Annotated in this window: 24 protein-coding genes and 1 pseudogene; 17 read left to right on the top strand and 8 right to left on the bottom strand. The window is 72.6% G+C overall.

The window, feature by feature from the left end; all coding sequences use genetic code 11:
• The 3 genes and pseudogenes from P1P75_RS13520 to P1P75_RS13510 form a co-directional block, all read left to right on the top strand.
• Positions 1-159 (top strand): annotated as a pseudogene (locus P1P75_RS13520) (CoA transferase); the annotation flags it as partial.
• Positions 156-1,370 (top strand): acetyl-CoA C-acetyltransferase, encoded by a 1,215-nt coding sequence (locus P1P75_RS13515; protein ID WP_266465195.1) that lies wholly within the window; start codon positions 156-158, stop codon positions 1,368-1,370. The pseudogene P1P75_RS13520 and the gene P1P75_RS13515, both read left to right, overlap by 4 nt.
• Positions 1,371-1,411: 41 nt before the next feature.
• Positions 1,412-3,589, top strand: coding sequence for a 3-hydroxyacyl-CoA dehydrogenase NAD-binding domain-containing protein (locus tag P1P75_RS13510; RefSeq protein WP_319254945.1), 2,178 nt, complete (start codon positions 1,412-1,414; stop codon positions 3,587-3,589).
• A gap of 13 nt (positions 3,590-3,602) precedes the next feature.
• On the opposite strand, the gene P1P75_RS13505 is transcribed toward P1P75_RS13510, so the two are convergent.
• Complete coding sequence (locus tag P1P75_RS13505) at positions 3,603-4,325, bottom strand: MerR family transcriptional regulator (protein WP_319254943.1); 723 nt, start codon at positions 4,323-4,325, stop codon at positions 3,603-3,605.
• 98 nt (positions 4,326-4,423) lie between these two features.
• Between P1P75_RS13505 and P1P75_RS13500 the strand changes: the two genes are divergently transcribed.
• Positions 4,424-4,912, top strand: a complete 489-nt coding sequence (locus P1P75_RS13500; RefSeq protein WP_319254941.1) for a macro domain-containing protein — start codon at positions 4,424-4,426, stop codon at positions 4,910-4,912.
• A complete protein-coding gene (locus P1P75_RS13495) occupies positions 4,909-5,823 on the top strand; it encodes a PfkB family carbohydrate kinase (protein ID WP_319254939.1) in 915 nt (304 codons plus the stop codon). Before P1P75_RS13500 ends, P1P75_RS13495 begins: the two co-directional genes overlap by 4 nt.
• Positions 5,824-5,901: 78 nt before the next feature.
• On the opposite strand, the gene P1P75_RS13490 is transcribed toward P1P75_RS13495, so the two are convergent.
• Entirely contained in the window at positions 5,902-6,858 is a 957-nt protein-coding gene (locus P1P75_RS13490; protein WP_319254937.1) for an FAD-dependent oxidoreductase, read from the bottom strand.
• A gap of 91 nt (positions 6,859-6,949) precedes the next feature.
• Between P1P75_RS13490 and P1P75_RS13485 the strand changes: the two genes are divergently transcribed.
• Complete coding sequence (locus P1P75_RS13485) at positions 6,950-8,590, top strand: ABC-F family ATP-binding cassette domain-containing protein (RefSeq protein WP_319254935.1); 1,641 nt, start codon at positions 6,950-6,952, stop codon at positions 8,588-8,590.
• Between the two features lie 64 nt (positions 8,591-8,654).
• Here P1P75_RS13485 and P1P75_RS13480 read toward each other — a convergent pair whose 3' ends face one another.
• On the bottom strand, positions 8,655-11,060 hold the full coding sequence (locus P1P75_RS13480; protein WP_319254933.1) for a Tex family protein: 2,406 nt from the start codon (positions 11,058-11,060) through the stop codon (positions 8,655-8,657).
• A 90-nt stretch (positions 11,061-11,150) separates the two neighbouring features.
• Positions 11,151-11,282 carry an LPFR motif small protein gene (locus tag P1P75_RS13475; RefSeq protein ID WP_319254931.1) on the bottom strand — a complete coding sequence of 44 codons (132 nt, stop codon included), beginning with the start codon at positions 11,280-11,282 and terminating at the stop codon, positions 11,151-11,153.
• Between the two features lie 151 nt (positions 11,283-11,433).
• On the opposite strand from P1P75_RS13475, the gene P1P75_RS13470 reads away from it, so the two are divergent.
• On the top strand, positions 11,434-12,396 hold the full coding sequence (locus P1P75_RS13470; RefSeq protein WP_319254929.1) for a GlxA family transcriptional regulator: 963 nt from the start codon (positions 11,434-11,436) through the stop codon (positions 12,394-12,396).
• Positions 12,397-12,427: 31 nt separating this feature from the next.
• Positions 12,428-13,072: a DJ-1/PfpI family protein gene (locus P1P75_RS13465; RefSeq protein WP_319254927.1), complete on the top strand. Its 645-nt coding sequence runs from the start codon at positions 12,428-12,430 to the stop codon at positions 13,070-13,072.
• On the opposite strand, the gene P1P75_RS13460 is transcribed toward P1P75_RS13465, so the two are convergent.
• Positions 13,050-13,799 carry an enoyl-CoA hydratase/isomerase family protein gene (locus P1P75_RS13460; RefSeq protein WP_319254925.1) on the bottom strand — a complete coding sequence of 250 codons (750 nt, stop codon included), beginning with the start codon at positions 13,797-13,799 and terminating at the stop codon, positions 13,050-13,052. The two genes, P1P75_RS13465 and P1P75_RS13460, sit on opposite strands and share 23 nt — an antisense overlap.
• Positions 13,800-13,924: 125 nt before the next feature.
• Here P1P75_RS13460 and P1P75_RS13455 point away from each other — a divergent pair, with 125 nt between their 5' ends.
• Together P1P75_RS13455 and P1P75_RS13450 are read left to right on the top strand one after the other, a co-directional pair.
• Positions 13,925-14,563, top strand: coding sequence for a DUF308 domain-containing protein (locus tag P1P75_RS13455; protein ID WP_319254923.1), 639 nt, complete (start codon positions 13,925-13,927; stop codon positions 14,561-14,563).
• A 174-nt stretch (positions 14,564-14,737) separates the two neighbouring features.
• Positions 14,738-15,298: an ATP-binding protein gene (locus P1P75_RS13450; protein WP_319254949.1), complete on the top strand. Its 561-nt coding sequence runs from the start codon at positions 14,738-14,740 to the stop codon at positions 15,296-15,298.
• Positions 15,299-15,314: 16 nt separating this feature from the next.
• Here the strand turns inward: P1P75_RS13450 and idi are convergent, their stop codons facing one another.
• The 3 genes from idi to galE form a co-directional block, all read right to left on the bottom strand.
• Positions 15,315-15,908, bottom strand: coding sequence for an isopentenyl-diphosphate Delta-isomerase (gene idi, locus P1P75_RS13445; protein ID WP_319254921.1), 594 nt, complete (start codon positions 15,906-15,908; stop codon positions 15,315-15,317).
• A gap of 311 nt (positions 15,909-16,219) precedes the next feature.
• Positions 16,220-17,161: a cation diffusion facilitator family transporter gene (locus tag P1P75_RS13440; protein WP_319254919.1), complete on the bottom strand. Its 942-nt coding sequence runs from the start codon at positions 17,159-17,161 to the stop codon at positions 16,220-16,222.
• A 139-nt stretch (positions 17,162-17,300) separates the two neighbouring features.
• Positions 17,301-18,272: a UDP-glucose 4-epimerase GalE gene (gene galE, locus P1P75_RS13435; protein ID WP_319254917.1), complete on the bottom strand. Its 972-nt coding sequence runs from the start codon at positions 18,270-18,272 to the stop codon at positions 17,301-17,303.
• 299 nt (positions 18,273-18,571) lie between these two features.
• Between galE and P1P75_RS13430 the strand changes: the two genes are divergently transcribed.
• The 7 genes from P1P75_RS13430 to P1P75_RS13400 all read left to right on the top strand — a co-directional run bounded on the left by P1P75_RS13430 (position 18,572) and on the right by P1P75_RS13400 (position 25,625).
• Complete coding sequence (locus P1P75_RS13430) at positions 18,572-20,377, top strand: DUF5941 domain-containing protein (protein WP_319254915.1); 1,806 nt, start codon at positions 18,572-18,574, stop codon at positions 20,375-20,377.
• Positions 20,374-21,126, top strand: coding sequence for a phosphocholine cytidylyltransferase family protein (locus P1P75_RS13425; protein WP_319254913.1), 753 nt, complete (start codon positions 20,374-20,376; stop codon positions 21,124-21,126). The genes P1P75_RS13430 and P1P75_RS13425 overlap by 4 nt, the downstream gene beginning before the upstream one ends.
• On the top strand, positions 21,114-22,175 hold the full coding sequence (locus tag P1P75_RS13420; protein WP_319254911.1) for an iron-containing alcohol dehydrogenase family protein: 1,062 nt from the start codon (positions 21,114-21,116) through the stop codon (positions 22,173-22,175). Before P1P75_RS13425 ends, P1P75_RS13420 begins: the two co-directional genes overlap by 13 nt.
• Complete coding sequence (locus tag P1P75_RS13415) at positions 22,153-22,932, top strand: CDP-alcohol phosphatidyltransferase family protein (protein WP_319254909.1); 780 nt, start codon at positions 22,153-22,155, stop codon at positions 22,930-22,932. Before P1P75_RS13420 ends, P1P75_RS13415 begins: the two co-directional genes overlap by 23 nt.
• Positions 22,929-23,822 (top strand): glycosyltransferase family 2 protein, encoded by an 894-nt coding sequence (locus tag P1P75_RS13410; RefSeq protein ID WP_319254907.1) that lies wholly within the window; start codon positions 22,929-22,931, stop codon positions 23,820-23,822. Before P1P75_RS13415 ends, P1P75_RS13410 begins: the two co-directional genes overlap by 4 nt.
• Before the next feature lie 98 nt (positions 23,823-23,920).
• Entirely contained in the window at positions 23,921-24,850 is a 930-nt protein-coding gene (locus P1P75_RS13405) for an ABC transporter permease (RefSeq protein WP_319254905.1), read from the top strand.
• Complete coding sequence (locus P1P75_RS13400; RefSeq protein ID WP_319254903.1) at positions 24,843-25,625, top strand: ABC transporter ATP-binding protein; 783 nt, start codon at positions 24,843-24,845, stop codon at positions 25,623-25,625. The genes P1P75_RS13405 and P1P75_RS13400 overlap by 8 nt, the downstream gene beginning before the upstream one ends.
• The last annotated feature ends 62 nt before the right edge of the window (positions 25,626-25,687 follow it).

The following is a 25,687-nucleotide window of genomic DNA, read 5'->3' as shown; positions in this document are numbered from 1 at the left end:
CCCGCCCCCCGCTTCTCCGCGACGCCCACCACCGTGCGCGGCGGGCCCGCACGGCCCGGCGCCGACACCGCCGCCGTGGCCCGCGACTGGGACCTGCCCCGGCTCGCCGGACCCCGAGAACACCAGCTCCCCGACCCTCACCGAAAGGCCTCCCCGTGAGCACCGAAGCGTACGTCTACGACGCGATCCGCACCCCGCGCGGGCGCGGCAAGGCAGGCGGCGCCCTGCACGGCACGAAGCCCATCGACCTCGTCGTCGGGCTCATCCACGAGCTGCGCGAGCGCTTCCCCGGCCTGGACCCGGCCGCCATCGACGACATCGTGCTCGGCGTCGTCGGCCCGGTCGGCGACCAGGGCTCCGACATCGCCAGGATCGCCGCGATCGCCGCCGGGCTTCCGGACACCGTGGCGGGCGTACAGGAGAACCGCTTCTGCGCCTCCGGTCTGGAGGCCGTCAACCTGGCCGCCATGAAGGTCCGTTCGGGCTGGGAGGACCTGGTCCTGGCGGGCGGCGTGGAGTCGATGTCCCGGGTGCCGATGGCCTCCGACGGCGGCGCCTGGTTCAACGACCCGATGACCAACCTCGCCGTGAACTTCGTGCCGCAGGGCATCGGCGCCGACCTCATCGCCACCATCGAGGGCTTCTCCCGCCGGGACGTCGACGAGTACGCCGCGCTCTCCCAGGAGCGCGCGGCCACCGCCGTCAAGGAGGGCCGCTTCGACCGCTCCGTCGTGCCGGTGAGGGACCGCAGCGGCCTCGTCGTCCTCGACCGCGACGAGCACCCGCGCCCCGGCACCACCGCCGACTCCCTCGCCAGGCTCAAGCCCTCCTTCGCCGACATCGGCGAACTGGGCGGCTTCGACGCCGTGGCGCTGCAGAAGTACCACTGGGTGGAGAAGATCGACCACGTCCACCACGCGGGCAACTCCTCCGGCATCGTCGACGGCGCCTCGCTCGTCGCGGTCGGCTCCAAGGAGACCGGCGAGCGGTACGGCCTCACCCCGCGCGCGCGGATCGTCTCCGCGGCCGTCTCCGGCTCCGAGCCCACGATCATGCTCACCGGTCCGGCGCCCGCCACCCGCAAGGCCCTCGCCAAGGCCGGCCTGACCATCGACGACATCGACCTCGTCGAGATCAACGAGGCCTTCGCGGCGGTCGTCCTGCGGTTCGCGCGGGACATGGGCCTGTCCCTGGACAAGGTCAACGTCAACGGCGGCGCGATCGCCCTCGGCCACCCCCTCGGCGCCACCGGCGCCATGATCCTCGGCACGCTCGTCGACGAACTGGAACGCCAGGACAAGCGCTACGGCCTCGCCACGCTGTGCGTGGGCGGCGGCATGGGCATCGCCACGATCGTCGAACGCGTCTGACCACCCCGGCGCAGCCAAGAGACTTCAACGGAGACCCTGTCATGACACAGAGCACCACCATCCGCTGGGAACAGGACCGCACCGGCCTCGTCACCCTCGTCCTCGACGACCCCGACCAGTCCGCGAACACCATGAACCAGGCCTTCCGCGCCTCCCTCGCGGCGGTCACCGACCGCCTGGAGGCCGAGAAGGACACCGTCCGGGGCGTCATCATCACCTCCGCGAAGAAGACCTTCTTCGCCGGCGGCGACCTGCGCGACCTGATCCGCGTCACCCCCGACACCGCCCAGGAACTCTTCGACGGCGGCCTGGAGATCAAGCGCAACCTGCGCCGCATCGAGACCCTCGGCAAGCCCGTCGTCGCCGCCCTCAACGGCGCGGCCCTCGGCGGCGGTTACGAACTCGCCCTCGCCTGTCACCACCGGATCGCCCTGGACGCGCCAGGCGCGAAGGTCGGCTGCCCCGAGGTCACCCTCGGCCTGCTCCCCGGAGGCGGCGGCGTCGTCCGCACGGTCCGCCTGCTCGGCATCGCCGACGCCCTCCTCAAGGTCCTCCTCCAGGGCACCCAGTACAGCCCGCGACGCGCCCTGGAGAACGGCCTGGTCGACGAGGTCGCCGACACCCCCGAGGAGATGCTCGCCAAGGCCCGCGCCTTCGTCGACGCCCACCCCGAGTCGCAGCAGCCCTGGGACCGGCCCGGCCACCGCATCCCCGGCGGCACCCCCGCGAACCCCAAGTTCGCGGCGAACCTGCCCGCCTTCCCCGCCACCCTGCGCAAGCAGACGGGCGGCGCCCCCTACCCGGCGCCCCGCAGCATCCTCGCCGCCGCCGTCGAGGGCGCCCAGGTCGACTTCGAGACCGCACAGGTCATCGAGGCCCGCTACTTCGTGGAACTGGCCGCGGGCCAGACCTCGAAGAACATGATCCAGGCCTTCTTCTTCGACCTCCAGGCCGTCAACTCCGGCGTCAGCAGGCCCCAGGGCGTCGCGCCCCGCCAGATCCGCAAGGTGGCCGTCCTCGGCGCCGGCATGATGGGCGCCGGCATCGCCTACTCGGCCGCCCGCGCGGGCATCGACGTCGTCCTCAAGGACGTCTCCCTCGAAGCGGCCCTCAAGGGCAAGGCGTACTCCGAGAAGCTCTGCGCCAAGGCCGTCTCCCGCGGTCGCAGCAGCCAGGAGAAGGCGGACGCGCTGCTCGCCCGCATCACGCCCACCGCGGACCCGCAGGACCTGGCCGGCTGCGACGCCGTCATCGAGGCCGTCTTCGAGGACACCTCCCTCAAGCACAAGGTGTTCCAGGAGATCCAGCACATCGTCGAGCCGGACGCCCTGCTCTGCTCCAACACCTCCACCCTCCCGATCACCGTCCTCGCCGAGGGCGTCGAGCGGCAGGGCGACTTCGTCGGCCTGCACTTCTTCTCGCCCGTCGACAAGATGCCGCTCGTCGAGATCATCAGGGGCGAACGCACCGGCGACGAGGCACTCGCCCGCGCCTTCGACCTGGTCCGGCAGATCAAGAAGACGCCGATCGTCGTCAACGACTCGCGCGGCTTCTTCACCTCACGGGTCATCGGCCACTTCATCAACGAGGGCGTCGCCATGGTCGGCGAGGGCATCGAACCCGCGTCCGTGGAGCAGGCGGCGGCCCAGGCCGGCTACCCGGCCAAGGTCCTGTCCCTGATGGACGAACTGACGCTGACCCTGCCGCGGAAGATCCGCAACGAGTCGAAGCGGGCCGTCGAGGAGGCCGGCGGGACCTGGCCCGGCCACCCCGCCGAGGCCGTCATCGACCGCATGGTCGACGAGTTCGGCCGCACCGGCCGCAGCGGCGGCGCCGGCTTCTACGAGTACGACGAGGACGGCGGGCGGGTGGGCCTGTGGCCGGGCCTGCGCGAGCACTTCACCCGTGAGGACGCACGCATCCCCTTCCCCGACATGCAGGAACGCATGCTCTTCTCCGAGGCCCTCGACACCGTCAGGCTCCTGGAGGAAGGCGTCCTGACGTCCGTCGCCGACGCCAACATCGGCTCCCTGTTCGGCATCGGCTTCCCCGGCTGGACCGGAGGAGTCCTGCAGTACATCAACGGCTACGACGGCGGCCTGCCCGGATTCGTGGCCCGCGCGCGGGAACTCGCCGAGCGCTACGGCGACCGCTTCACCCCGCCCGCACTCCTTGTGGAGAAGGCGGAGAGGGGCGAGACCTTCACCGACGCGCGCTGAGCCACCGCGCCCGTCACGGGGAGCCGTCCGACTCCGGCGGCTCCCCGAGCCACTCCCGCACCTCGTGGGTGAGCGAGCGCTGGAACGCCGTCAGCAGCGCCTGCACGACCAGCGGCTGCATGTGCGCCGACAGCGACCGCACCGCCTGAGCGTCCCGCTCCGACACGTCCTCCCGCAGCAGCCGCGACAACTCGTGGGCCGCGGCCCGCGCATGGTCCACCAGCACGGTGCGGGCGGCCAGGATCGCCTCCTGCGACAGTGGTACGTCCAGGAGGCGGACGCCCAGCCTGAGGAGCCCGGCGTCGACGCGGTACGAGTCGTCGCCGGCCCCCTCGCCCAGCACGCCCATCGCGGCGAGCCGCTCCACGTCCGCCTCGTCCAGCGCCCGCCCCGCCCGCCGCCGCAGCTCCTCCCCGGTCACCGTCTCCACGCTGTCCGGCGCCCAGGACGCCACCACCGCGCGGTGCACGGCGAGGTCGTGGGCGTCCAGGCCGGGCGGCAGCCGGTCCAGATAGCGCTCGATCGCCGCCAGCGTCAGGCCCTGCCGCCGCAGCTCCTCGATCAGCGCGAGGCGCGCGAGGTGCTCGGGGCCGTAGTGCCCCACCCGGCGCGGACCGATCACCGGCGGCGGCAGCAGCCCCTTCGTGCTGTAGAAGCGCACCGTGCGCACGGTGACCCCCGCGCGCGCGGCCAGCTCGTCGACCGTGAGGGCCGGCTCCTCGGTCTCGATCGTCATGTGCAGCAGTATCGCTGTCACACCAGTGCTGTGAAACCCGGGAAGTGACGAAGCGGCGGGCCCGGGCCACTGTCAGTGGCATCGCCTACGGTGGCGTCATGTCGGAGATCACTTATGTCCGGGGTGACGCCACCGTGCCGTCGGTGAAGGGCGTCAAGGTGATCGCCCATGTCTGCAACGACATCGGGGGATGGGGCAAGGGCTTCGTGCTGGCACTGTCGCGCCGCTGGCCAGAGCCGGAGCGGGCCTACCGCGCCTGGCACCGCGAGCGCGCGTCGAACGACTTCGGGCTGGGTGCCGTCCAGCTCGTCCAGGTCGAGCCGTACGTGTGGGTGGCCAACATGATCGGCCAGCGCGGCGTCCGCACGGGCAGCAAGGGCGTCCCCGTGCGCTACGAGGCCATCGACGCGGCGCTGGACCGCCTGGCGGGCGAGGCCGCCGCACTCGGGGCCTCCGTCCACATGCCCCGCATAGGCTGCGGGCTGGCAGGCGGCAAGTGGTCCCGCGTCGAGCCGCTGATCCTCGGGCGGCTCGTGGCGCGGGGGATCGCGGTCACGGTCCACGACCACGGGGAGGGAGCGAAGTGAGCCGGGACATCGATGTACTCGTGCTGGGCGGCGCGGGTGTGGACACCATCGTGCACGTGCCGGAGCTGCCGCTCCCCTACGCCGACAGCTACCTGATCGACAGCGGGGTCCGCACCCGGGCCGGACAGACGGGCGACTTCGTCGCACTCGGACTGAGCACCCTCGGCCTGCGCACCCACCACCTCGACTTCCTCGGCGACGACCCCGAGGGCGACCTGGTGCGCGCCCTGCACCAGGACAGGGGCATCGCCCTGACCGCGGTCCCGCAGCCCGCCGGCACCAAACGCGCCGTCAACCTGGTCGGCCCCGACGGCCGGCGCCTCTCCCTGTACGACACCAGCCGCGCCCACCCCGACGACCGGTTCCCCGACGACGCCCTGCGCACCCTCGCCGGCGCGAGCCGGCACGCGCACGTGTCCGTCACCCACCCCTGCGCCGACGCCCTGCCCACCCTGCGGGAGACCGGCGTGAGCCTCTCCACCGATCTGCACAACTGGGACGGCGACAACCCCTACCACGAGCCCTTCGCCCACACCGCCGACGTCGTCTTCCTCTCCACGGCCGCCCTCGCCGACCCCGAGCGGACCATGCGCCACGTCGCCGAACGGGGCCGCGCCGAAGTGGTCGTCGCCACGGCCGGCGCCGAGGGCGCGTACCTGCTCGCCGACGGCGCGCTGACCCACGTACCGCCGGCGGAGCCCCCGGCTCCGGTCGTGGACAGCAACGGCGCGGGGGACGCCTTCGCCGCCGCCTTCCTCTACGGCCGCCTCACCGGCGAACCCCCGCACAGATGCGCCGAGTACGGGGCGATCGCGGGGGCCTACGCCTGCACGGTGGGGTCGACAGAAGCGGACGCCATCGGGGCGGCGGAGCTGCTCGCCCGCGCGGCCCGCGGCAGCCGCACCGCCTGAGCCCCGCTCGGCGCCCGAACGCGTCGGCGTCCGCCCGGCCCGTACGAACCGTTCCGAGGCCCCTCGCAGGGCATCGGCTCAGGAGGGTGCGGCCAGCCCGGCCGCCTCCTCCGCGCATCCCCACGCCACGGTCACCCCCGCCCCGCCGTGCCCGTAGTGGTGCACCACCACCCGCCCGTCCGGCAGCACCTCCCGCTCCAGCCGCACCGCGGGCCGGACCGGCCGCAGCCCCACCCGGTGCTCCAGCACCCGGGCCCCGGCGACCTCCGGCCGCAGCGCCGCACAGCGCCGTACGATCGCCGCCGCCACCGCCGGGTCCGGCTCCAGGGACCACACGTCGTCCTCGGCCGTACCGCCCAGCAGCAGCCGCCCCGGCTGCGGGAAGAGGTAGGCCGTCTCCCCCTCGGGCGTCGTCGACACGAGCCAGGTGCGGACACCCGGGTTCTCCACGACGACCAGCTGCCCGCGCACGGGCCGTACGGACGGGTCCGCGGCCAGGTCACGGGCGCCCAGGCCGGTGCAGTTGACCACCACCGGCGCGTCCGCCTCGGCCAGATCCCGGACCGTGCGCTCCTCGACCGTGCCGCCCGCGCGTCGCAGCCGCTCGCGCAGCCAGGGCAGATGGGCCGCCATGTCGATCAGCGGCAGCCGGGCCCGGACGGCGTTCCCGCCGGCGTACTCCGCCGCCGTCGCCCGGCGCAGCCCCGCGAGCCGGCCGGCGGCCCAGCCCTCGACGTCGTCCAGGTCCGTCTCGCCCATCACCCCTTCGACCAGCCGCACCCCGGTCGTCTCCGGCCGCTCCGCCAGCTCCTCGTACACCTCCAGGGAGCGCAGCGCCCACGTCCTCGCCGACGCGACCGGCTCTATGTGGTACGGCCACCACAGGGCGCCCGCGACCGCCGAGGTCGTCCGCTCCACCGGATCACGGGTCCACACCCGGACCCGCCGCCCCCGCTCGGCGAGGACGACCGCCGTCGCCAGCCCCACGACCCCGCCCCCGACCACGATCACATCGCCGCTGCGCTCAGTGTCCACGCACGGACGGTAGCCGTTCACCGCCCGCCGGGCGACGGGGCGAAACCGCCGTGACCGCGACACCACGGGGCCGACTAGGATCTACCGTCTGATGACTGCCACCCTCGTCGCCAAGAACCTCGCCGCCGGCCACGGCGACCGCTCCCTCTTCTCCGGGCTCGACCTCGTCGTCGCCCCCGGGGACGTGATCGGGCTGGTCGGAGCCAACGGCGCGGGCAAGTCCACCCTGCTGACACTCCTCGCCGGGCTCACCGCCCCGGAGCAGGGCGAACTGCGCCTGTCCCCGCCGACCGCGACCGTCGGCCACCTGCCCCAGGAGCCCGAGCGCCGCCCCGGGGAGAGCGTGCGGGACTTCCTCGCCCGCCGTACCGGTGTCGCCGAGGCCCAGCGGACCATGGACGAGGCCACCCAGGCCCTCGTCGACGGGGCGCCGGGCTCCGACGACGCGTACGCGACGAGCCTGGAGCGCTGGCTCGACCTCGGCGGCGCCGACCTCGACGAGCGCGCCGAGGAGATCGCCGGCTCCCTCGGCCTCGGCGTCGGCCTGGACCAGCCGATGACCTCCCTGTCCGGCGGTCAGGCGGCCCGCGTGGGCCTCGCCTCCCTCCTGCTGTCCCGCTACGACGTCTTCCTCCTCGACGAGCCGACCAACGACCTGGACCTGGACGGCCTGGAGCGCCTCGAACGCTTCGTGACCGGCCTGCGCGCCGGCACCGTCGTGGTCAGCCACGACCGCGAGTTCCTCACCCGCACCGTCACCAAGGTCCTCGAACTCGACCTCGCCCAGCAGCAGATCAGGCTCTACGGCGGCGGCTACGACGCCTACCTGGAGGAGCGGGACGTGGCCCGCCGGCACGCCCGCGACGACTACGAGGAGTTCGCCGACAAGAAGGCCGCCCTCCAGGACCGCGCGCAGACCCAGCGCTCCTGGATGGACAAGGGCGTGAAGAACGCGCGTCGCAAGGCGGCCAACGACAACGACAAGATCGGCCGCAAGTTCCGCAGCGAGGCCAGCGAGAAGCAGGCCGCGAAGGCCCGCCAGACCCAGCGCATGATCGAACGCCTGGAGGTGGTCGACGAACCGCGCAAGGAGTGGGACCTGCGCATGGAGATCGCCTCGGCCCCGCGCTCCGGCGCCGTCGTGGCGACGCTGCGCGACGCCGAGGTGCGGCGCGGCGGCTTCGCCCTCGGCCCGGTGACCCTCCAGATCGACTGGGCCGACCGGGTCGCGGTGACCGGCGCCAACGGCGCGGGCAAGTCCACCCTGCTCGGCGCGCTCCTCGGCCGGGTCCCGCTGGACGCCGGGCACGCCACCCTCGGCTCGGGCGTCCTGGTGGGCGAGGTCGACCAGGCCCGCAAGCTGTTCCACGGCACCGAGGCGCTGCTGGACGCGTTCGGCGCGGCCGTCCCCGACACCGAACCGGCGGAGGTACGCACCCTGCTGGCCAAGTTCGGCCTCAAGGCGGACCATGTGCTGCGCCCGGCGGCCACCCTGTCACCCGGCGAGCGGACCCGCGCCGCTCTCGCGCTCCTCCAGGGCAGGGGGGTGAACCTCCTCGTCCTCGACGAGCCGACCAACCACCTGGACCTCCCCGCGATCGAGCAGCTGGAGTCGGCCCTGGACGCCTACGAGGGCACCCTCCTGCTGGTCACCCACGACCGCCGCATGCTGGACGCGGTCCACGTCACCCGCCGCCTGGAAGTGGCCGACGGCAAGGTGACGGAACGCTAGCCGGTCACCACAGCGACGGGCCCGGTCCCCGCGGAGTGCGGGGACCGGGCCCGTCGCCGTCGCGTTACCGCTTGCCCTTGGGGTCGGTCAGTCCGGCCCGGCGCAGGGCGTCCGCCATCGCGCTGTTGGCCGGCGGCGGGGCCTGTCGCCCGCCGGCGGCCCGCTGGCCGCCGCCGCGCTGACCGCCCTGCTGACGCTGCCCGCCGCCCTGCTGCCGCTGCTGCGGCGGCCGCCCGCCGCGCTGCGGCCGTCCCTCGCCCGACGCATCGCCCTTCGGGGCCGCCTCGTCGTCCAGCCGGAGCGTCAGTGAGATCCGCTTGCGCGGGATGTCGATGTCGAGGACCTTCACCTTGACGATGTCGCCGGGCTTGACCACGTCCCGCGGGTCCTTGACGAACGTCCTGGAGAGAGCGGAGACATGCGCCAGCCCGTCCTGGTGGACGCCGATGTCGATGAACGCCCCGAAGGCCGCCACGTTGGTGACGACGCCCTCCAGGACCATCCCGGACGCCAGGTCGGAGATCTTCTCCACACCCTCCTTGAAGGTGGCCGTCCTGAAGGCGGGCCGCGGGTCACGGCCGGGCTTCTCCAGCTCCTTGAGGATGTCGGAGACGGTCGGCAGACCGAACTTCTCGTCCACGAAGTCGGCCGGCCGCAGCGAACGCAGCACCGCCGTGTTGCCCACCAGCGACGCGACCCCCTCCCCGGACGACTTCACCATCCGCCGCACCACCGGGTACGCCTCGGGGTGCACGCTGGAGGCGTCCAGCGGATCGTCGCCGCCGCGGATCCGCAGGAAGCCCGCGCACTGCTCGTACGCCTTCGGGCCGAGCCTGGGCACCTTCTTCAGCGACTGCCGGGACGTGAACGGCCCGTTGGAGTCCCGGTGCGCCACGATGTTCTCGGCGAGACCGGAGGTGATGCCGGAGACCCGGGCCAGCAGAGGGGCCGAGGCGGTGTTCACGTCGACACCGACGCCGTTCACACAGTCCTCCACCACCGCGTCCAGCGAACGCGACAGCTTCAGCTCGGACAGGTCGTGCTGGTACTGGCCGACCCCGATCGACTTCGGGTCGATCTTCACCAGCTCGGCCAGCGGGTCCTGGAGCCGGCGCGCGATCGACACCGCGCCGCGCAGCGACACGTCCATGCCGGGCAGCTCCTGCGAGGCGAACGCGGACGCCGAGTACACGGACGCGCCGGCCTCCGACACCATCACCTTGGTGACGTTCAGCTCGGGATGCCGTTCGATGAGTTCACCGGCGAGTTTGTCGGTCTCGCGGGACGCGGTGCCGTTGCCGATCGCGATCAGTTCGACCGCGTGCTCCTTCGCCAGCCGCGCCAGCTTCGCGATCGCCTCGTCCCACTTGTTGGCCGGGACATGCGGATAGATCACGTCGGTGGCGACGACCTTGCCGGTCGCGTCGACGACGGCGACCTTCACGCCCGTACGGAAGCCGGGGTCCAGACCGAGCGTCGCGCGGGTGCCCGCAGGGGCGGCGAGCAGCAGATCGCGCAGGTTCGCCGCGAAGACGTTCACCGCCTCGTCCTCGGCGGCCGTGCGCAGCCGGAGCCGCAGATCGATGCCGAGGTGCACGAGGAGGCGGGTGCGCCAGGCCCAGCGGACCGTGTCCTTGAGCCACTTGTCGCCCGGTCGCCCGCGGTCCGTGATGCCGAACCGGTGCGCCACGATCCCCTCGTACGAGGACGGCCCGTCCGTCGGCTCCTCCGGCTCCAGGGCGAGGTCGAGGACCTCCTCCTTCTCACCGCGCAGCATCGCCAGGATCCGGTGCGAGGGCAGCGCGGTGAACGGTTCGGCGAAGTCGAAGTAGTCGGCGAACTTCGCGCCCGTCTCCTCCTTGCCGTCCCGGACCTTCGCCGCCACCCGGCCCCGCACCCACATGCGCTCGCGCAGTTCGCCGATCAGGTCGGCGTCCTCCGAGAACCGCTCGGTGAGGATCGCCCGCGCGCCGTCCAGCGCGGCCTGCGGATCGGCGACGCCCCTGCCGGCGTCGACGAAGGCGGCCGCCGCGGCGAGCGGCTCCACCGACGGGTCGCCGAGCAGCCCGTCGGCGAGCGGCTCCAGGCCCGCCTCGCGGGCGATCTGCGCCTTCGTCCGCCGCTTCGGCTTGAACGGCAGGTAGATGTCCTCCAGCCGCGCCTTGGTCTCGGCGCCCCGGATCCGCGCCTCCAGCTCGTCGCTCAGCTTGCCCTGCTCGCGCACGGACTCCAGGATCGCCGTCCGGCGCTCCTCCAGCTCCCGCAGATAACGCAGCCGCTCCTCGAGCGTGCGCAACTGCGCATCGTCGAGCATCTCGGTCGCTTCCTTGCGGTAACGGGCGATGAAGGGCACCGTCGAGCCGCCGTCGAGCAGCTCCACGGCGGACCTCACCTGCCGCTCCCGTACACCGAGTTCCCCGGCGATCCTGCCTTCGATGGACCCTACGAGGGGTGGCAGCTCTGTCGTCACGATTCCCGTACCGCCTTCTCCACTGAGGTTGCGCGGCAATTGTGGCAGGCGGCGCCGACACCCGGGGGCCAGGGCGCGGACCGGCGGGCCTCAGGCCCTCCCGCGCCGCGTGGTGGAGGAGGCCCCGCCGAACAGCCGGGCCACGGCCCGGAAGGGCAGGGTCACGACGGTGGCGACGACCCCACCGATCTGCCGCAGTACGTCTGCGATCGCACGGAACACGGACTTCTCCCTTCGTCTCCCGGCCGTCCGGCCGGCGGACGACGGGTACCTCGACCGCGCCGGACCATGCCGCGTCCGGGCCGGCCGGATGGCAGGAAAGGTGGGGCCTTCGTCGTTGCGGCCGTCGCAGGGGCGGCGAAGAATCGACCGCATGGCCCAGCGCACCGTCCTCGTCGTCCTCTTCGACGACGTCCAGAGCCTCGACATCACCGGTCCCGTGGAGGTCTTCGCTGGGGCCGACAAGTACGTCCCGGGCACCTACCGCGTCCGCACCGCCTCCCTGGACGGCGGTGCGGTGCGCACCTCCAGCGGCCTCACCCTCGTACCGGACACCGCCCTCGCCGACGCGCCCGACCCGCACACCCTGCTGGTGCCGGGCGGGCAGGGCACCCGCGGGCCCGACCCCCGGCTGACCGACTGGCTGCGTGAGCACGGCCCGCGCGCCGAGCGCCTCGTCTCCGTGTGCACCGGCGCGATCCTGCTCGCCGAGGCGGGCCTGCTCGACGGCCGCCGCGCCACGACCCACTGGGCGTACGCCGACACCCTCGCCCGCGACCACCCGGCGATCGAGGTCGACGCCGAGCCCGTCTACGTGCGCGACGGACCCGTCTCCACCTCGGCCGGCGTCACCGCCGGCATCGACCTCGCCCTCGCCCTGGTCGAGGAGGACCTGGGCCGGGACGTGGCGCTCGGTGTCGCCCGCCACCTGGTCGTCTTCCTGCGCAGGCCCGGCAACCAGGCCCAGTTCAGCGCCCAGCTCCGCGCGCAGAGCGCCCGCCGCGAGCCGCTGCGCGAGGTCCAGCGGTGGATCACCGAGCACCCCGACGGCGACCTGAGCGTCGAGTCCCTCGCCGCCCGCGCCCTGCTCTCGCCCCGCCACTTCGCCCGCGCCTTCCGCGCCGAGACCGGCCTGACGCCCGGCCGCTACGTCGACCTGGTCCGCCTCGAACACGCCCGCCGGCTGCTGGAGGACACCGGCGACGGCGTCGAGGAGGTCTCCCGCGCCAGTGGCTACGGCACCCCCGAGGCCATGCGACGCGCCTTCGTCAAGGCTCTCGCCACCTCACCGGCCGAGTACCGGCGCCGCTTCCGCCCGGCCGCCCCCGTCCGCTGAACGCCCACCGGCCCCCTCGAAAGGCAGCCCCATGCAGATCGCCATCGTCCTCTTCGACCGCTTCACCGCCCTGGACGCCGTAGGCCCCTACGAGACCCTCGGCCGCCTCCCCGACGCGACGACCGTCTTCGTCGCCGAGACGACCGGCCCGGTGCGCACCGACACCGGCAACCTCGCCCTCACGGCCGACCGGACCCTCGCCGAGGTGCCCCGCCCCGACCTCGTCGTCGTGCCCGGCGGCCCCGGCCAGACCCCGCAGATGGACAACCCCGTGCTGCTGGACTGGCTCCGCGCGGCCGACGCCACCAGCACCTGGACGACCTCGGTGTGCACCGGCTCCTTGATCCTGGCCGCCGCCGGGCTCCTGCGGGGCCGAAGGGCCACCTCGCACTGGCTCGCCCTGGACCACCTGAAGCGCTTCGGCGCCGAGCCCGCACAGGAGCGGGTCGTCACCGACGGCAAGTACGTCACCGCGGCCGGCGTCTCCGCGGGCATCGACATGGGCCTCACCCTGCTCGGCCGGATCGCCGGCGACGAACACGCCCAGGCCGTCCAGCTGCTGACCGAGTACGACCCGCAGCCGCCCTACGACGCCGGATCACCGCACAAGGCACCGGCGCACCTCGTCGAGAGGTTCCGCACCGGCAGCCGGCTCAGGCCGACGGGGTCCAGGTGAAGCGCGGCTCCCTGCGCTCCAGGAAGGCGGCGACCCCCTCCGCGGTGTCGCCGCTGCCGCGCGCCTGCGCCGACCAGTGGGCGTCGCGGTCCGTACGGCCGTCCGCGAACTCCTTCGCCGCGGCCTGCGTCAGCCCCGAGCGGGACACCAGCACGCGCGTGAAGTCCTCGACCCTGGCGTCGAGTTCGCCAAACGGCAGCACCTCGTCGACCAGGCCTGTGTGCAGCGCCCGCTCCGTGTCGATCAACTCACCCGAGAACAGCAGGTACTTGGCGGTGGACGGACCCACCAGTGCCACCAGCCGCCGGGTCGCGGAGGACGGGTAGACGATCCCCAGCTTGGCCGGTGTCACCCCGAACAGCGCGCCCTCCTCGGCGAACCGTAGATCGCAGGCGGCCGCGAGCTGCGAGCCCCCGCCCACGCAGTGCCCCTTCACCGCGGCCAGCGTCGGCTTGGGGAATGCGGCGAGGGCCTCCTCCGCCCGCACGGCGAGTGCCTGGGCGTCGTCCGGCGAGCCCTGGAGCGTGGAGATGTCGGCCCCCGCGCAGAAGGTGCCGCCCGCGCCGGTCAGCACCAGCGCCCGTACGCCGGGATCGGCGGCCAGCTTCTCCAGCAGTGGCGGCAGAGCCCGCCACATCGCGGCCGTCATGGCGTTGCGCTTGGCCGGATGGTGCAGGACGACGGTGGCGACAGCGTCGGTGACACCGTGCAGCAGTTCGGGCTCCATGGCCCGGATGCTAACCGTCCGGCCGGGCGCGTGATCAAGCGCGGCCGGGTGAGCGTTACGTCATCGGGGGCAAAGGGGACTAAAGGGGGAGGGGTCGAAGGGAAGACCGACGCGAGGAGATGCCCATGGACACGTCCCCCCGGCCCGAGGGCGAGGCGGACAGGCTCCGCAGGGGGTTCGGCCGGCTCGCCGTGCTCGGGGTGATCCTCGTGGTGGCCGGGCTCGTCGGGCTCGTCTACACCGGCCTCGCCACGCTGACCTCGATGCTGCTGTTCGGCTGGCTGCTGCTGATCGGCGGCGCGGTGGGCCTGCTGCACGCCATCGAGGCCCGCGGTACCGGCTTCTTCTGGCTCGGCGTCATCGTGGCCGCCCTGAACATCGCCGCCGGAGTCGTCGTCATCCGCAAACCCGACGAGGCCGCCGCCGCACTCACCATGTTCGCCGCCCTGCTCTTCCTCACCGGCGGCCTCTTCCGGCTGGTCGGCAGCATGGTCGTACGGGGCTCGCAGTTCGGCTGGACGCTCCTGCTGGGCGCCTTCGACCTGCTGCTGGGCATCCTGGTGCTGATCGACTGGCCGAGCAGCAGCCAGTACGTCATCGGCTGCTTCTTCTCCCTCGCCCTCCTCTTCGACGGCCTCGGGCTGCTCGCCACCGGCTTCGGCGGACGGCGCATCGTGGGCCTGGTCTCCGACCGCATGGCCGGCGAGGCGGACGCCGGGGACGAACCGGGCGAGCGCACCGGCAAACCCGTACAACCCGAATAGTGCGCGAAGGTGGCACGGCTACGACAGAAGCGGTCGCAATTCCGGCGAGAGGTGACCTCAACGGTCGGGAGTGCTCGATATCGGCTGACTTCTGTTCAGGTATCCGGCGGGAAGCGCCGCGTTACCAACACTCGACGTGTGGTGACAATCGAGCGCAAGGACGGCGACCGGACGATGGAGAACGACGGGCGTGGGCCCGGCCCACGCCCCGAGGGCGAAACGGGGGCACCTCCCGAAAGCGCGGACAGCCCTGCGGACGACAGAGTGCCGCAACCGCTGCCGCAGGTGACGCCGCAGCCGCAACCGCTGCCGTACGAAGGCGTCTGGCGGTTCACCGCGCCCGCCGAGGACGCCTCGGTCCCGCAGGCCAGACACGCCGTACGGGACCTGCTGCACCGGCAGGGGGTACCGGCCTCGGACGACCTGGTCCAGGGCCTCCTGCTGATCGTCTCCGAGCTGGTGACCAACGCCGTACGGCACGCGGCACTGCTGTCGCCGATGCTCGCGGTGGAGGTGGCCGTCGGGGCCGAGTGGGTGCGGGTGTCCGTCGAGGACAACCACCCCTACCGCCCGACCGCACTGGAGGCCGATCACGGCCGGACCGGCGGCCGGGGGCTGCTGCTGGTACGGGAGATCACCCGGGAGGCCGGCGGGGTGTGCGAGGTCGAGCACACCGCGGGCGGCGGCAAGGTGATCTGGGCCGCCCTGCCGCTCAAACCCGCGGGAATCCGCTAGAGCTTCCGGTTCACCTTCACCAGCCGGCCGAGGGGCCCGTCAGCTCCCGTACCGCCGGCCTGGCCGCGTCCAGCACGGTCATGAACCAGGAGGAGAACACGTTCTTCGCATGCCGCTCCGCCAGCTCGGCGGGCGTCACGAAGACGATGTCGCCGACCTCCTCCGGATCCGGCCGCGGCGTGGACTGCACCATCCCGACGAACAGGTGGTTGTACTCCTGCTCCACCAGGCCCGAGGCCGGGTCGGGGTGGTTGTAGCGGACCGTGCCCGCCTCCGCCATCAGCGAGGGGGACACCCCCAGCTCCTCGAACGTGCGCCGCGCGGCCGCCGCGAAGGGCGCCTCACCCGGGTAGGGATGACCGCAGCAGGTGTTGGACCAGACGCCGGGGGAGTGGTACTTGCCCAGCGCCCGCCGCTGGAGCAGCAGCCGCCCCCGCTCGTCGAAGAGGAACACCGAGAACGCCCGGTGCAGCCGCCCCGGCGCCTGGTGGGCCGCGAGCTTCTCCGCGGTACCGATCGTCACGCCGTTCTCATCGACCAGCTCCAGCAAAATCGCGTCCGCGGTGCCGTTCGACGAGCCGGTCGTCGCGGTGGCAGGTGTGATCGGCATACCCATCCTTAACATCGGTCCTCGCGCCCCAGTCTGCCGTACCCGCACGGCACTCCCGGCACTTCCACGCGAACGCCCGCATGTCCCGCCACCCGGCGCGACCACGGCCGCCGCCATTTCGTCGCAGGAAACGGGGCCCGGTGGTTGATCTTGCCCGGCGCCGCGCGCCCGGAACCGTCCGGAACGAATGTGCGAACCCCGCGCCGTCCCGCCGGTCGGTTCCCGCGCCGTCCCGCCGGTCGGTCCCTGTGCCGTCCAGGCGGTCGGTTCCCGCGCCGTCCCGCCGGTCGGCTCCCGCGCCGTCGAGGCGGTCAGTGGCAGAGCCGCGCCTCGTGCTGCGCGTGCCCGCTGGGCTCCAGCTGGAAGGTGCAGTGCGCCACGTCGAAGTGATCGCCCAGGCAGCCCTGGAGCTCGTGCAGCATCTTCTCGTGGCCGATCGCGTCCAGGACGTCCGAACGCACCACCACGTGCGCCGACAGCACCGGCATCCCTGAGGTGATCGTCCAGGCGTGCAGGTCGTGCACGTCCTCCACGCCGTCCAGGGCGACCATGTGGGTGCGCACCTCCGCCATGTCGACGCCCTTCGGGGCCGCCTCCAGCAGCACGTCCAGCGTCTCGCGCAGCAGCTTCACGGTCCGCGGAACGATCATCAGGCCGATGGCGAGCGAGGCGACCGGGTCGGCGGCCTGCCAGCCGGTCGTCAGGATCACCACCGCCGAGAGCAGCACCGCGACCGAGCCCAGCGCGTCCGCCGCCACCTCCAGGAACGCGCCCCGCACATTGATGCTGTCCGCCTGTCCGCGCATCAGCAGGGTCAGCGAGATCATGTTGGCGAGCAGACCGATCCCACCGAACACGATCATCAGCGCGCCCTCGGTCGGGGCCGGCGTGAAGAACCGCTGGACGGCCTCGTACACGACGTACCCGCCGACGCCGAGCAGCAGCAGACAGTTGGCGAGGGCGGCCAGGATCTCGGCGCGGGCGTACCCGAAGGTGCGGTTCCCGGCCGGCGGGCGGCCCGCGAAGTGGATGGCGAGCAGCGCCATGCCGAGCCCCACCGCGTCGGTCGCCATGTGTGCCGCGTCGGCGATCAGGGCGAGGGAGTCGGCGAGGGCCCCGCCGACGATCTCCACCACCATGACGGTGAGCGTGATCGCGAGTGCGGCGCGCAGCCGGCCGCGGTACGCCGCCGCGGCCGTCCCCGTGGTCGGCGCGTGCGTATGACCGTGGCCATGATCGTGCCCAGCCCCCATGAGAAACAGCCTCCTGTGATCCGCCCTGGGCCCCCAGTGAACTACGGGTGGGGGGTATCCGGCAACGCGGCACTGAACACCGTTGTCATGTGCCCTGACCTGCGGAAACGAAACGCAGGTCAGGGGGCGTGGCGGCAGTTCACCCGCCGTGGTGCAGCTGCCAGCCCCGCCAGGCCGACGCGACCATCTCCCGCATCCCGCGCGAGGCGGTCCAGCCCAGCTCCCGGGCGGCCAGCGCGGCCGAGGCCACCGCGCGCGGGGCGTCCCCGGGGCGGCGCCCCTCGACCAGGGCCGGCCTGCTGTCACCGGTGACCTCGCCGATCAGCGTGACCAGCTCGCGCACCGAGACGCCCTCGCCGCGGCCGATGTTCACCGTCAGATCGCCGCGCACGTCCGGCGCGCAGAGCCGCCGGGCCGCCGCGAGATGGGCCTCGGCCAGGTCGGCGACGTGGATGTAGTCCCGTACGCAGGTGCCGTCCGGCGTCGGATGGTCGTCGCCGAAGATCCGCGGGGCCTCGTCGCGGGTGAGCCGGTCGAAGACCATCGGGACGATGTTGAAGACGCCGGTGTCGGCCAGCTCCGGCGCGGCCGCCCCGGCCACGTTGAAGTAGCGCAGACACGTCGTCGCGATACCGTGCGCCTCGCCCGCCGCCCGCACCAGCCACTCCCCGGCGAGCTTGGTCTCGCCGTACGGGTTGACCGGGGCGCAGGGGGTGTCCTCCGTGATGAGGTCCACCTCCGGATTGCCGTAGACGGCCGCCGACGAGGAGAACAGGAACCGGCGGACACCGGCCTCGGCGACCGCCTCCAGCAGGGTGGCCAGAGCGCCGACGTTCTCCCGGTAGTAGCGCGTGGGCCACGCCACCGACTCGGCGACCTGCTTGCGCGCCGCCAGATGCACCACCCCGGTCACCGCCTGCTCGGCCAGCACCCGCTTCAGCAGGCCCGCGTCGAGCGCCGAGCCCGCCACGAGCGGCACGTCCGCGGGCAGCCGCGCGGGCACACCGGCCGACAGGTCGTCCAGGACGACGACGCGCTCGCCGGCGCCGGCCATGGCCCGCGCCACATGCGCCCCTATGTATCCGGCCCCGCCGGTGATCAGCCACGTCATGGCCGCCCACCCTATGCCGAGCCCCCCGGTCCGTGCGCAATGTCCCGGATGTCTGCCGCCGGGGAGCGCGGTTTGTGGGCGGGGCCGCCGATCGCCCATGATGATCTCGGCGAAGGCCGGTCCGGGCCGTGCGGATCGGACCTGAACGGCCGGTGAACACGGCCTTCCCAGCATCCGATAACCTCTGCCGAATGCCGCGCCCGGTGCCCTCACCGGTGCCGCCACGGGCGCCCGCCATGCAGAGCCCACCACGCGAGACGTCCGGCGCGCACGCGCCGGGACCCAGGGAGTGAGTTCGGTTGTCGACCGCCATCCTCACCGGTCAGCCGGTCCCCGGTTCGTCGATCGAGGCAGACCTGCGGTCCCTCGGCTTCGACATCCGGACCGCCACCGATGCCGCCGACGCGGAGACGCTCCTCGCCGCCGTCCCGGGTGACCAGCGGGTCGCCGTCGTCGACACCCGCTTCGTGGGGCACCGGCACGCACTGCGCCTCGGCCTCACCGATCCCCGCTTCCCGCTCGCCGCGGTGCCCGGCGCCGTCACCGCGCAGCCGGCCGGCCGCCAGGCCCTGACCCGCGCCATGGCCCGCGAGAACTCCGCGAGCGGCGGCACCGCCCTCGCCGTGGACAGCCTCGCCGACCGCATCGTCACCGCCCTCGACGCGGACGGCGGCGAGGTGCACCGGCCCGAGCTGGGCAGCCTGGTCGCCGTCGTCCCGGCCGACCCGCAGGCCCGCAACGAGGCACGGCAGGCCGTCGGCGCCGTCGACGACGAGGCCGTACGCCTGAAGTCGGCCGTGAAGGCCCGCGACGGCTTCTTCACCACGTTCTGCATCAGCCCCTACTCGCGCTACCTCGCCCGCTGGTGCGCGGGCCGGGGACTCACCCCCAACCAGGTCACCACCGCCTCGCTGATCACCGCGCTGATCGCGGCGGGCTGCGCGGCCACCGGCACCCGCGGCGGCTATGTCGCCGCCGGGCTGCTGCTCCTCTTCTCCTTCGTGCTGGACTGCACCGACGGCCAGCTCGCCCGCTACTCCCTGCAGTACTCCACTCTCGGAGCCTGGCTGGACGCCACCTTCGACCGGGCCAAGGAGTACGCCTACTACGCCGGCCTCGCCCTCGGAGCCGCCCGCGGCGGCGACGACGTATGGGCACTGGCCCTCGGCGCGATGGTCCTGCAGACCTGCCGGCACGTCGTGGACTTCTCCTTCAACGAGGCGAACGCCGACAGCACCGCCGCCAACACCAGCCCCACCGCCGCCCTCTCCGGCAGGCTGGACAGCGTCGGCTGGACGGTCTGGGTGCGCCGGATGATAGTCCTGCCCATCGGCGAACGATGGGCCATGATCGCCGTCCTCACCGCGGTCACGACCCCGCGCGTCACCTTCTCCGTCCTGCTCGTCGGCTGCGCCTTCGCCGCCACGTACACCACGGCGGGCCGCGTCCTGCGCTCCCTGACCCGCAAGGCGCGCCGCACGGACCGGGCGGCCCAGGCCCTGGCCGACCTCGCGGACAGCGGGCCGATGGCCGCCGCGCTGGCCCGTCTCCTGCCCGGCGGGCCCCGTCCCACGGCGACCCTCAGCGCCGTCGTCGGCGCCGTGTTCGTCACGCTCGGCGCCTGGATGTGGGGCCCGAGCTGGTGGGTCGTGCTGATGGCCGGTGCCTATGTCCTGCTGTCCGCCGAAGCCGTCGAGCACCCGCTCAAGGGCTCCCTCGACTGGCTCGTCCCGCCCGTGTTCCGCGCCGCCGAGTACGGCACGGTGCTGATCCTCGCGGCGAAGGCGGACGTGAACGGAGCGCTGCCGGCGGCTTTCGGGCTGGTTGCCGCCGTCGCCTACCATCACTACGACACGGTGTACCGCATCCGCGGCAACGCCGGATCGCCGCCGGCCTGGCTGGTGCGCGCGGTCGGGGGACAGGAGGGGCGGACACTGCTCGTGGCCGCCTCGGCCGCGGTGCTCACCGCCCGGCAGTTCACGGTCGCCCTCACGGTCCTCGCCGTGGCCATCGCCCTCGTGGTGATCGCCGAGAGCGTCCGCTTCTGGGTCGCCGCCCACCGGGCAGGCGCCCCGTCCGTACACGATGAAGGAGAACCCGCATGATCGGCCTCGTGCTGGCTGCCGGCGCCGGACGCCGTCTACGCCCCTACACCGACACCCTGCCCAAGGCGCTGGTGCCGGTGGGACCCCTGGGCGTAGAGGGCGAGCCCACGGTGCTGGACCTGACCCTCGGCAACTTCGCCGAGATCGGTCTGACCGAGGTCGCGGTCATCGTCGGCTACCGCAAGGAAGCCGTGTACGAGCGCAGGGCGGCCCTGGAGGCGAAGTACGGCCTCAAGCTGACCCTCATCGACAACGACAAGGCCGAGGAGTGGAACAACGCCTACTCCCTGTGGTGCGGGCGGGACGCCCTCAAGGACGGTGTGATCCTCGCCAACGGCGACACCGTGCACCCGGTCTCCGTCGAGAAGACCCTGCTCGCCGCCCGCGACGGCAGCAAGAAGATCATCCTCGCCCTCGACACCGTGAAGTCCCTCGCGGACGAGGAGATGAAGGTCGTCGTCGACCCCGAGAAGGGCATGACGAAGATCACCAAGCTGATGGACCCCGCCGAGGCCACCGGCGAGTACATCGGCGTCACCCTCATCGAGGGCGACGCCGCCCCCGAGCTGGCCGACGCGCTGAAGACGGTGTGGGAGACCGACCCGCAGCAGTTCTACGAGCACGGTTACCAGGAACTGGTCAACCGCGGTTTCCGGATCGACGTGGCCCCGATCGGCGACGTCAGCTGGGTCGAGATCGACAACCACGACGACCTCGCCCGTGGACGGGAGATCGCGTGCCAGTACTGACCCGGCTGATCCCCTCCCCGGTCGTCGTCGACATCCGTCCGGGTGCCCTCGACGACCTCGTGGGGGTCCTCGCCGACGAGCGCATCTCGCACTCGGGCAAGCTCGCGATCGCCGTCAGCGGCGGCTCGGGTGCCCGGCTGCGCGAGCGCCTCAGCCCCTCCCTGCCCGGCGCCACCTGGTACGAGGTCGGCGGCGGGACCCTCGACGACGCCGTGCAGCTCGCCGGTGGCATGAAGGCCGGCCACTACGACGCCGTCGTGGGCCTGGGCGGCGGCAAGATCATCGACTGCGCCAAGTTCGCCGCGGCCCGGGTGGGCCTCCCGCTCGTGGCCGTACCGACGAACCTCGCGCACGACGGCCTGTGCTCCCCGGTCGCCACCCTCGACAACGACGCGGGCCGGGGCTCCTACGGGGTCCCGAACCCGATCGCGGTCGTGATCGACCTGGACGTCATCCGCGAGGCACCGGTGCGCTACGTGCGGGCCGGCATCGGCGACGCCGTCTCCAACATCTCGGCGATCGCCGACTGGGAACTGGCCCACCGCGTCACGGGCGAGAAGATCGACGGCCTCGCCGCCGCCATCGCCCGGCAGGCCGGCGAGGCGGTCCTCAGGCATCCCGGCGGCATCGGCGACACCGGCTTCCTCCAGGTGCTCGCCGAGGCGCTCGTCCTCAGCGGCATCGCGATGTCGGTGTCCGGCGACTCCCGCCCGTCCTCCGGCGCCTGCCACGAGATCAACCACGCCTTCGACCTGCTGTACCCCAAGCGCGCCGCCGCCCACGGCGAGCAGTGCGGACTGGGCGCGGCCTTCGCGATGTACCTGCGCGGAGCCCACGAGGAGTCCGCGTACATGGCCGAGGTGCTGCGCCGGCACGGACTGCCGGTGCTGCCCGACGAGATCGGCTTCACGACCGACGAGTTCGTCGAGGTCGTGGAGTTCGCCCCGCAGACCCGCCCCGGCCGCTACACGATCCTCGAACACCTCGACCTCAAGACCGAACAGATCAAGGACACCTACGCCGACTATGTCAAGGCCATCGGTAGCTGAACTCAGACCGGTCGTCCACCCTCCGGGGGTGAAGGACCGGCGCAGCGGTGAGCACTGGATGGGCCGCCTCTACATGCGTGAGGTGTCCCTGCGGGTCGACCGCTACCTGGTCAACACCAGGGTCACGCCCAACCAGCTCACGTACCTGATGACCGTCTTCGGCGTGCTCGCGGCCCCGGCCCTGCTGGTGCCGGGGATCACGGGCGCCGTGCTCGGCCTGGTCTGCGTGCAGATGTACCTGCTGCTGGACTGCGTCGACGGTGAGATCGCCCGCTGGAAGAAGCAGTACTCGCTCGGCGGCGTCTACCTCGACCGGGTCGGCGCCTACCTGACCGACGCAGCCGTGCTCGTCGGGTTCGGCCTGCGCGCCGCCGACCTGTGGGGCAGCGGCCGTATCGACTGGCTGTGGGCGTTCCTTGGCACGCTGGCCGCGCTCGGCGCCATCCTGATCAAGGCGGAGACCGACCTCGTCGGCGTCGCCCGCCACCAGAGCGGACTGCCGCCGGTCAAGGAGACGGCGTCCGAGCCGCGCTCCTCCGGCATGGCGCTGGCCCGCCGGGCCGCCGCCGCGCTGAAGTTCCACCGCCTGGTCCTCGGGATGGAGGCCTCGCTGCTCATCCTGGTCCTGGCGATCGTGGACCAGACGCGCGGGGACCTCTTCTTCTCCCGGCTCGGCGTCGCCGTCCTGGCCGGCATCGCGCTGCTCCAGACCGTGCTGCACCTGGTGTCCATCCTCGCGTCGAGCAGGCTGCGATGAGCGCGCCCATGAAGGTCGGCGCGGTCGTCATCACCATGGGCAACCGCCCCGAGGAACTGCGTGCGCTGCTCGACTCGATCGCCCAGCAGGACGGCGACCCGGTCGAGGTCGTCGTGGTCGGCAACGGCTCTCCGGTCCCCGACGTCACCGAGTTCTCCACGCACGTGCGCACCGTCGAGGTGCCCGAGAACCTCGGCATCCCCGGCGGCCGCAACGTCGGCATCGAGGCCTTCGGCCCCAGCGGGCGTGACGTCGACGTCCTGATGTTCCTCGACGACGACGGGCTGCTCGCCCGGCACGACACCGCCCGGCTGTGCCGCGAGGCCTTCGCGGCCGACTCCGGGCTGGGCATCATCAGCTTCCGCATCGCCGACCCCGAGACCGGGGTCACCCAGCGCCGCCACGTGCCCCGGCTGCGGGCCGCCGACCCGATGCGCTCCTCCCGTGTCACCACCTTCCTCGGCGGCGCCAACGCGGTGCGCACCCAGGTCCTCGCCGAGGTCGGCGCTCTCCCGGACGCGTTCTTCTACGCCCACGAGGAAACCGACCTGGCGTGGCGGGCCCTCGACGCGGGCTGGATGATCGACTACCGGTCCGACATGGTGCTGCACCACCCGACGACCGCGCCCTCGCGGCACGCGGTCTACCACCGCATGGTCGCCCGCAACCGGGTCTGGCTGGCCCGCCGCAACCTCCCCGCGCCCCTGGTCCCGGTCTACCTCGGGGTCTGGCTGCTGCTCACTCTGGTGCGCCGCCCCTCGCGCTCGGCCCTGAAGGCGTGGTTCGGTGGTTTCCGGGAAGGGTGGACCACATCGTGCGGACCGCGCAGGCCCATGAAGTGGCGTACGGTGTGGCGGCTGACCCGACTGGGCCGGCCTCCCGTCATCTGACAAGCTCGTCCCCGAGAGCCCCGGGCCGTCCAGCGGCCCCCCGGCACGTGCCGGCCCCGGTTCAGGCCGAGCATCCCGAAGACGAAGGTTTCCTACTGGTGAGTGAGACAACGCATGACGGCGCAGTCGCGGTGAGTGCACCGCCTTCGCCCGACGAGGGCCTCACGGCGGCGCAGCTGGCCGCCAAGTACGGGTTGGCCGTGAGCGGTGCCCGGCCCTCGCTGCGGGAGTACGTCGCCCGGCTCTGGGGGCGCCGTCACTTCATCCTGGCCTTCTCCCAGGCGAAGCTGACCGCCCAGTACAGCCAGGCCAAGCTGGGGCAGCTGTGGCAGGTGGCCACCCCGCTGCTGAACGCCGTCGTGTACTTCTTGATCTTCGGCATGATCCTCGACGCCGGCCGCGGCATGGAGAAGGAGGTGTACATCCCGTTCCTCGTCACGGGCGTGTTCGTCTTCACCTTCACGCAGTCCTCGGTGATGAGCGGTGTCCGCGCGATCTCCGGCAACCTCGGCCTGGTCCGCGCCCTGCACTTCCCGCGGGCCGCGCTGCCGATCTCCTTCGCGCTCCAGCAGCTCCAGCAGCTGCTGTACTCGATGGCCGTGCTGTTCCTGGTCGTGATCGGCTTCGGCAGCTACCCGGACGCCTCCTGGCTCCTGATCATCCCCGCGCTGGTGCTCCAGTTCTGCTTCAACACCGGTCTGGCGCTGGTGTTCGCGCGGGCCGGCGCGAAGACCCCGGACCTGGCGCAGCTGATGCCGTTCGTGATGCGGACCTGGATGTACGCCTCCGGCGTCATGTTCTCCATCCCCGTCTTCCTCGCCGACAGGCCGCAGTGGATGGCGAGCGTCCTGCAGTGGAACCCGGCCGCCATCTACATGGACCTGGTGCGCTTCGCCCTCATCGACGGCTACGGCTCCGCGTACCTGCCCCAGCACGTGTGGGCCGTCGCCTGCGGCTGGGCGGTGCTGTTCGCGGTCGGCGGCTTCGTCTACTTCTGGCAGGCGGAGGAGAGGTACGGCCGTGGCTGAGCAGGCACCGGGCACCCGGGTCCCCACCGTCATCGCCGAGGACGTGCACATCGTCTACCGCGTCCACGGCGCCCGGACGGGCAAGGGCAGCGCCACCGCCGCCCTCAGCCGCATCGTCAAGCGCAGCGGCGAGGAGCGGGGCGTGCGCAAGGTGCACGCGGTGCGCGGCGTCTCCTTCGTCGCCCACCGCGGCGAGGCCATCGGCCTGATCGGCTCCAACGGCTCCGGCAAGTCGACGCTGCTGCGCGCCATCGCCGGCCTGCTGCCGCCGGAGAGCGGCAAGGTCTACACCGACGGCCAGCCCTCTCTCCTCGGCGTGAACGCCGCCCTCATGAACGACCTCACCGGCGAGCGCAACATCGTCCTCGGCGGCCTGGCCATGGGCATGTCCCGGGAGCAGATCAAGGAGCGCTACCAGGAGATCGTCGACTTCTCCGGCATCAACGAGAAGGGCGACTTCGTCACCCTGCCCATGCGCACCTACTCCTCCGGCATGCAGGCGCGGCTGCGGTTCTCCATCGCCGCCGCCAAGGACCACGACGTCCTGATGATCGACGAGGCGCTGGCCACCGGCGACGCGAAGTTCCGGGGGCGCTCCGAGGAACGCATCCGGGAACTGCGCCGGCAGGCCGGCACGGTGTTCCTGGTCAGCCACAGCAACAAGTCGATCCGCGACACCTGCGACCGCGTGCTGTGGCTGGAGCGCGGTGAGCTGCGCATGGACGGACCGACCGAAGAGGTCCTGCGGGAGTACGAGAAGTTCTCCGCGAAGTGACCCGGCGGCGCCCGGGCCCCGCCGGAACTGTCCGGCGGGGCCCCACGTCTGCAAAGGAAGCG

This window comes from Streptomyces sp. ID05-39B (assembly GCF_033794725.1).
Lineage (GTDB): Bacteria > Actinomycetota > Actinomycetes > Streptomycetales > Streptomycetaceae > Streptomyces > Streptomyces bobili.
Note: the sequence above shows the minus strand (reverse complement) of the source record. Positions and strands in the feature narration are given on the sequence as shown.

Excerpts from the sequence above, each read along its gene's own strand:
- P1P75_RS13450 (WP_319254949.1), top strand. The coding sequence starts at position 14,738 with ATGGAGAACGACGGGCGTGGGCCCGGCCCACGCCCCGAGGGCGAAACG.
- idi (WP_319254921.1), bottom strand. The coding sequence starts at position 15,908 with ATGCCGATCACACCTGCCACCGCGACGACCGGCTCGTCGAACGGCACC.
- P1P75_RS13455 (WP_319254923.1), top strand. The coding sequence starts at position 13,925 with ATGGACACGTCCCCCCGGCCCGAGGGCGAGGCGGACAGGCTCCGCAGG.
- P1P75_RS13415 (WP_319254909.1), top strand. The coding sequence starts at position 22,153 with ATGTCAAGGCCATCGGTAGCTGAACTCAGACCGGTCGTCCACCCTCCG.
- P1P75_RS13505 (WP_319254943.1), bottom strand. The coding sequence starts at position 4,325 with ATGACGATCGAGACCGAGGAGCCGGCCCTCACGGTCGACGAGCTGGCC.
- P1P75_RS13425 (WP_319254913.1), top strand. The coding sequence starts at position 20,374 with ATGATCGGCCTCGTGCTGGCTGCCGGCGCCGGACGCCGTCTACGCCCC.
- P1P75_RS13470 (WP_319254929.1), top strand. The coding sequence starts at position 11,434 with ATGGCCCAGCGCACCGTCCTCGTCGTCCTCTTCGACGACGTCCAGAGC.
- P1P75_RS13510 (WP_319254945.1), top strand. The coding sequence starts at position 1,412 with ATGACACAGAGCACCACCATCCGCTGGGAACAGGACCGCACCGGCCTC.
- galE (WP_319254917.1), bottom strand. The coding sequence starts at position 18,272 with ATGACGTGGCTGATCACCGGCGGGGCCGGATACATAGGGGCGCATGTG.
- P1P75_RS13410 (WP_319254907.1), top strand. The coding sequence starts at position 22,929 with ATGAGCGCGCCCATGAAGGTCGGCGCGGTCGTCATCACCATGGGCAAC.
- P1P75_RS13460 (WP_319254925.1), bottom strand. The coding sequence starts at position 13,799 with ATGGAGCCCGAACTGCTGCACGGTGTCACCGACGCTGTCGCCACCGTC.
- P1P75_RS13440 (WP_319254919.1), bottom strand. The coding sequence starts at position 17,161 with ATGGGGGCTGGGCACGATCATGGCCACGGTCATACGCACGCGCCGACC.
- P1P75_RS13500 (WP_319254941.1), top strand. The coding sequence starts at position 4,424 with ATGTCGGAGATCACTTATGTCCGGGGTGACGCCACCGTGCCGTCGGTG.
- P1P75_RS13465 (WP_319254927.1), top strand. The coding sequence starts at position 12,428 with ATGCAGATCGCCATCGTCCTCTTCGACCGCTTCACCGCCCTGGACGCC.
- P1P75_RS13485 (WP_319254935.1), top strand. The coding sequence starts at position 6,950 with ATGACTGCCACCCTCGTCGCCAAGAACCTCGCCGCCGGCCACGGCGAC.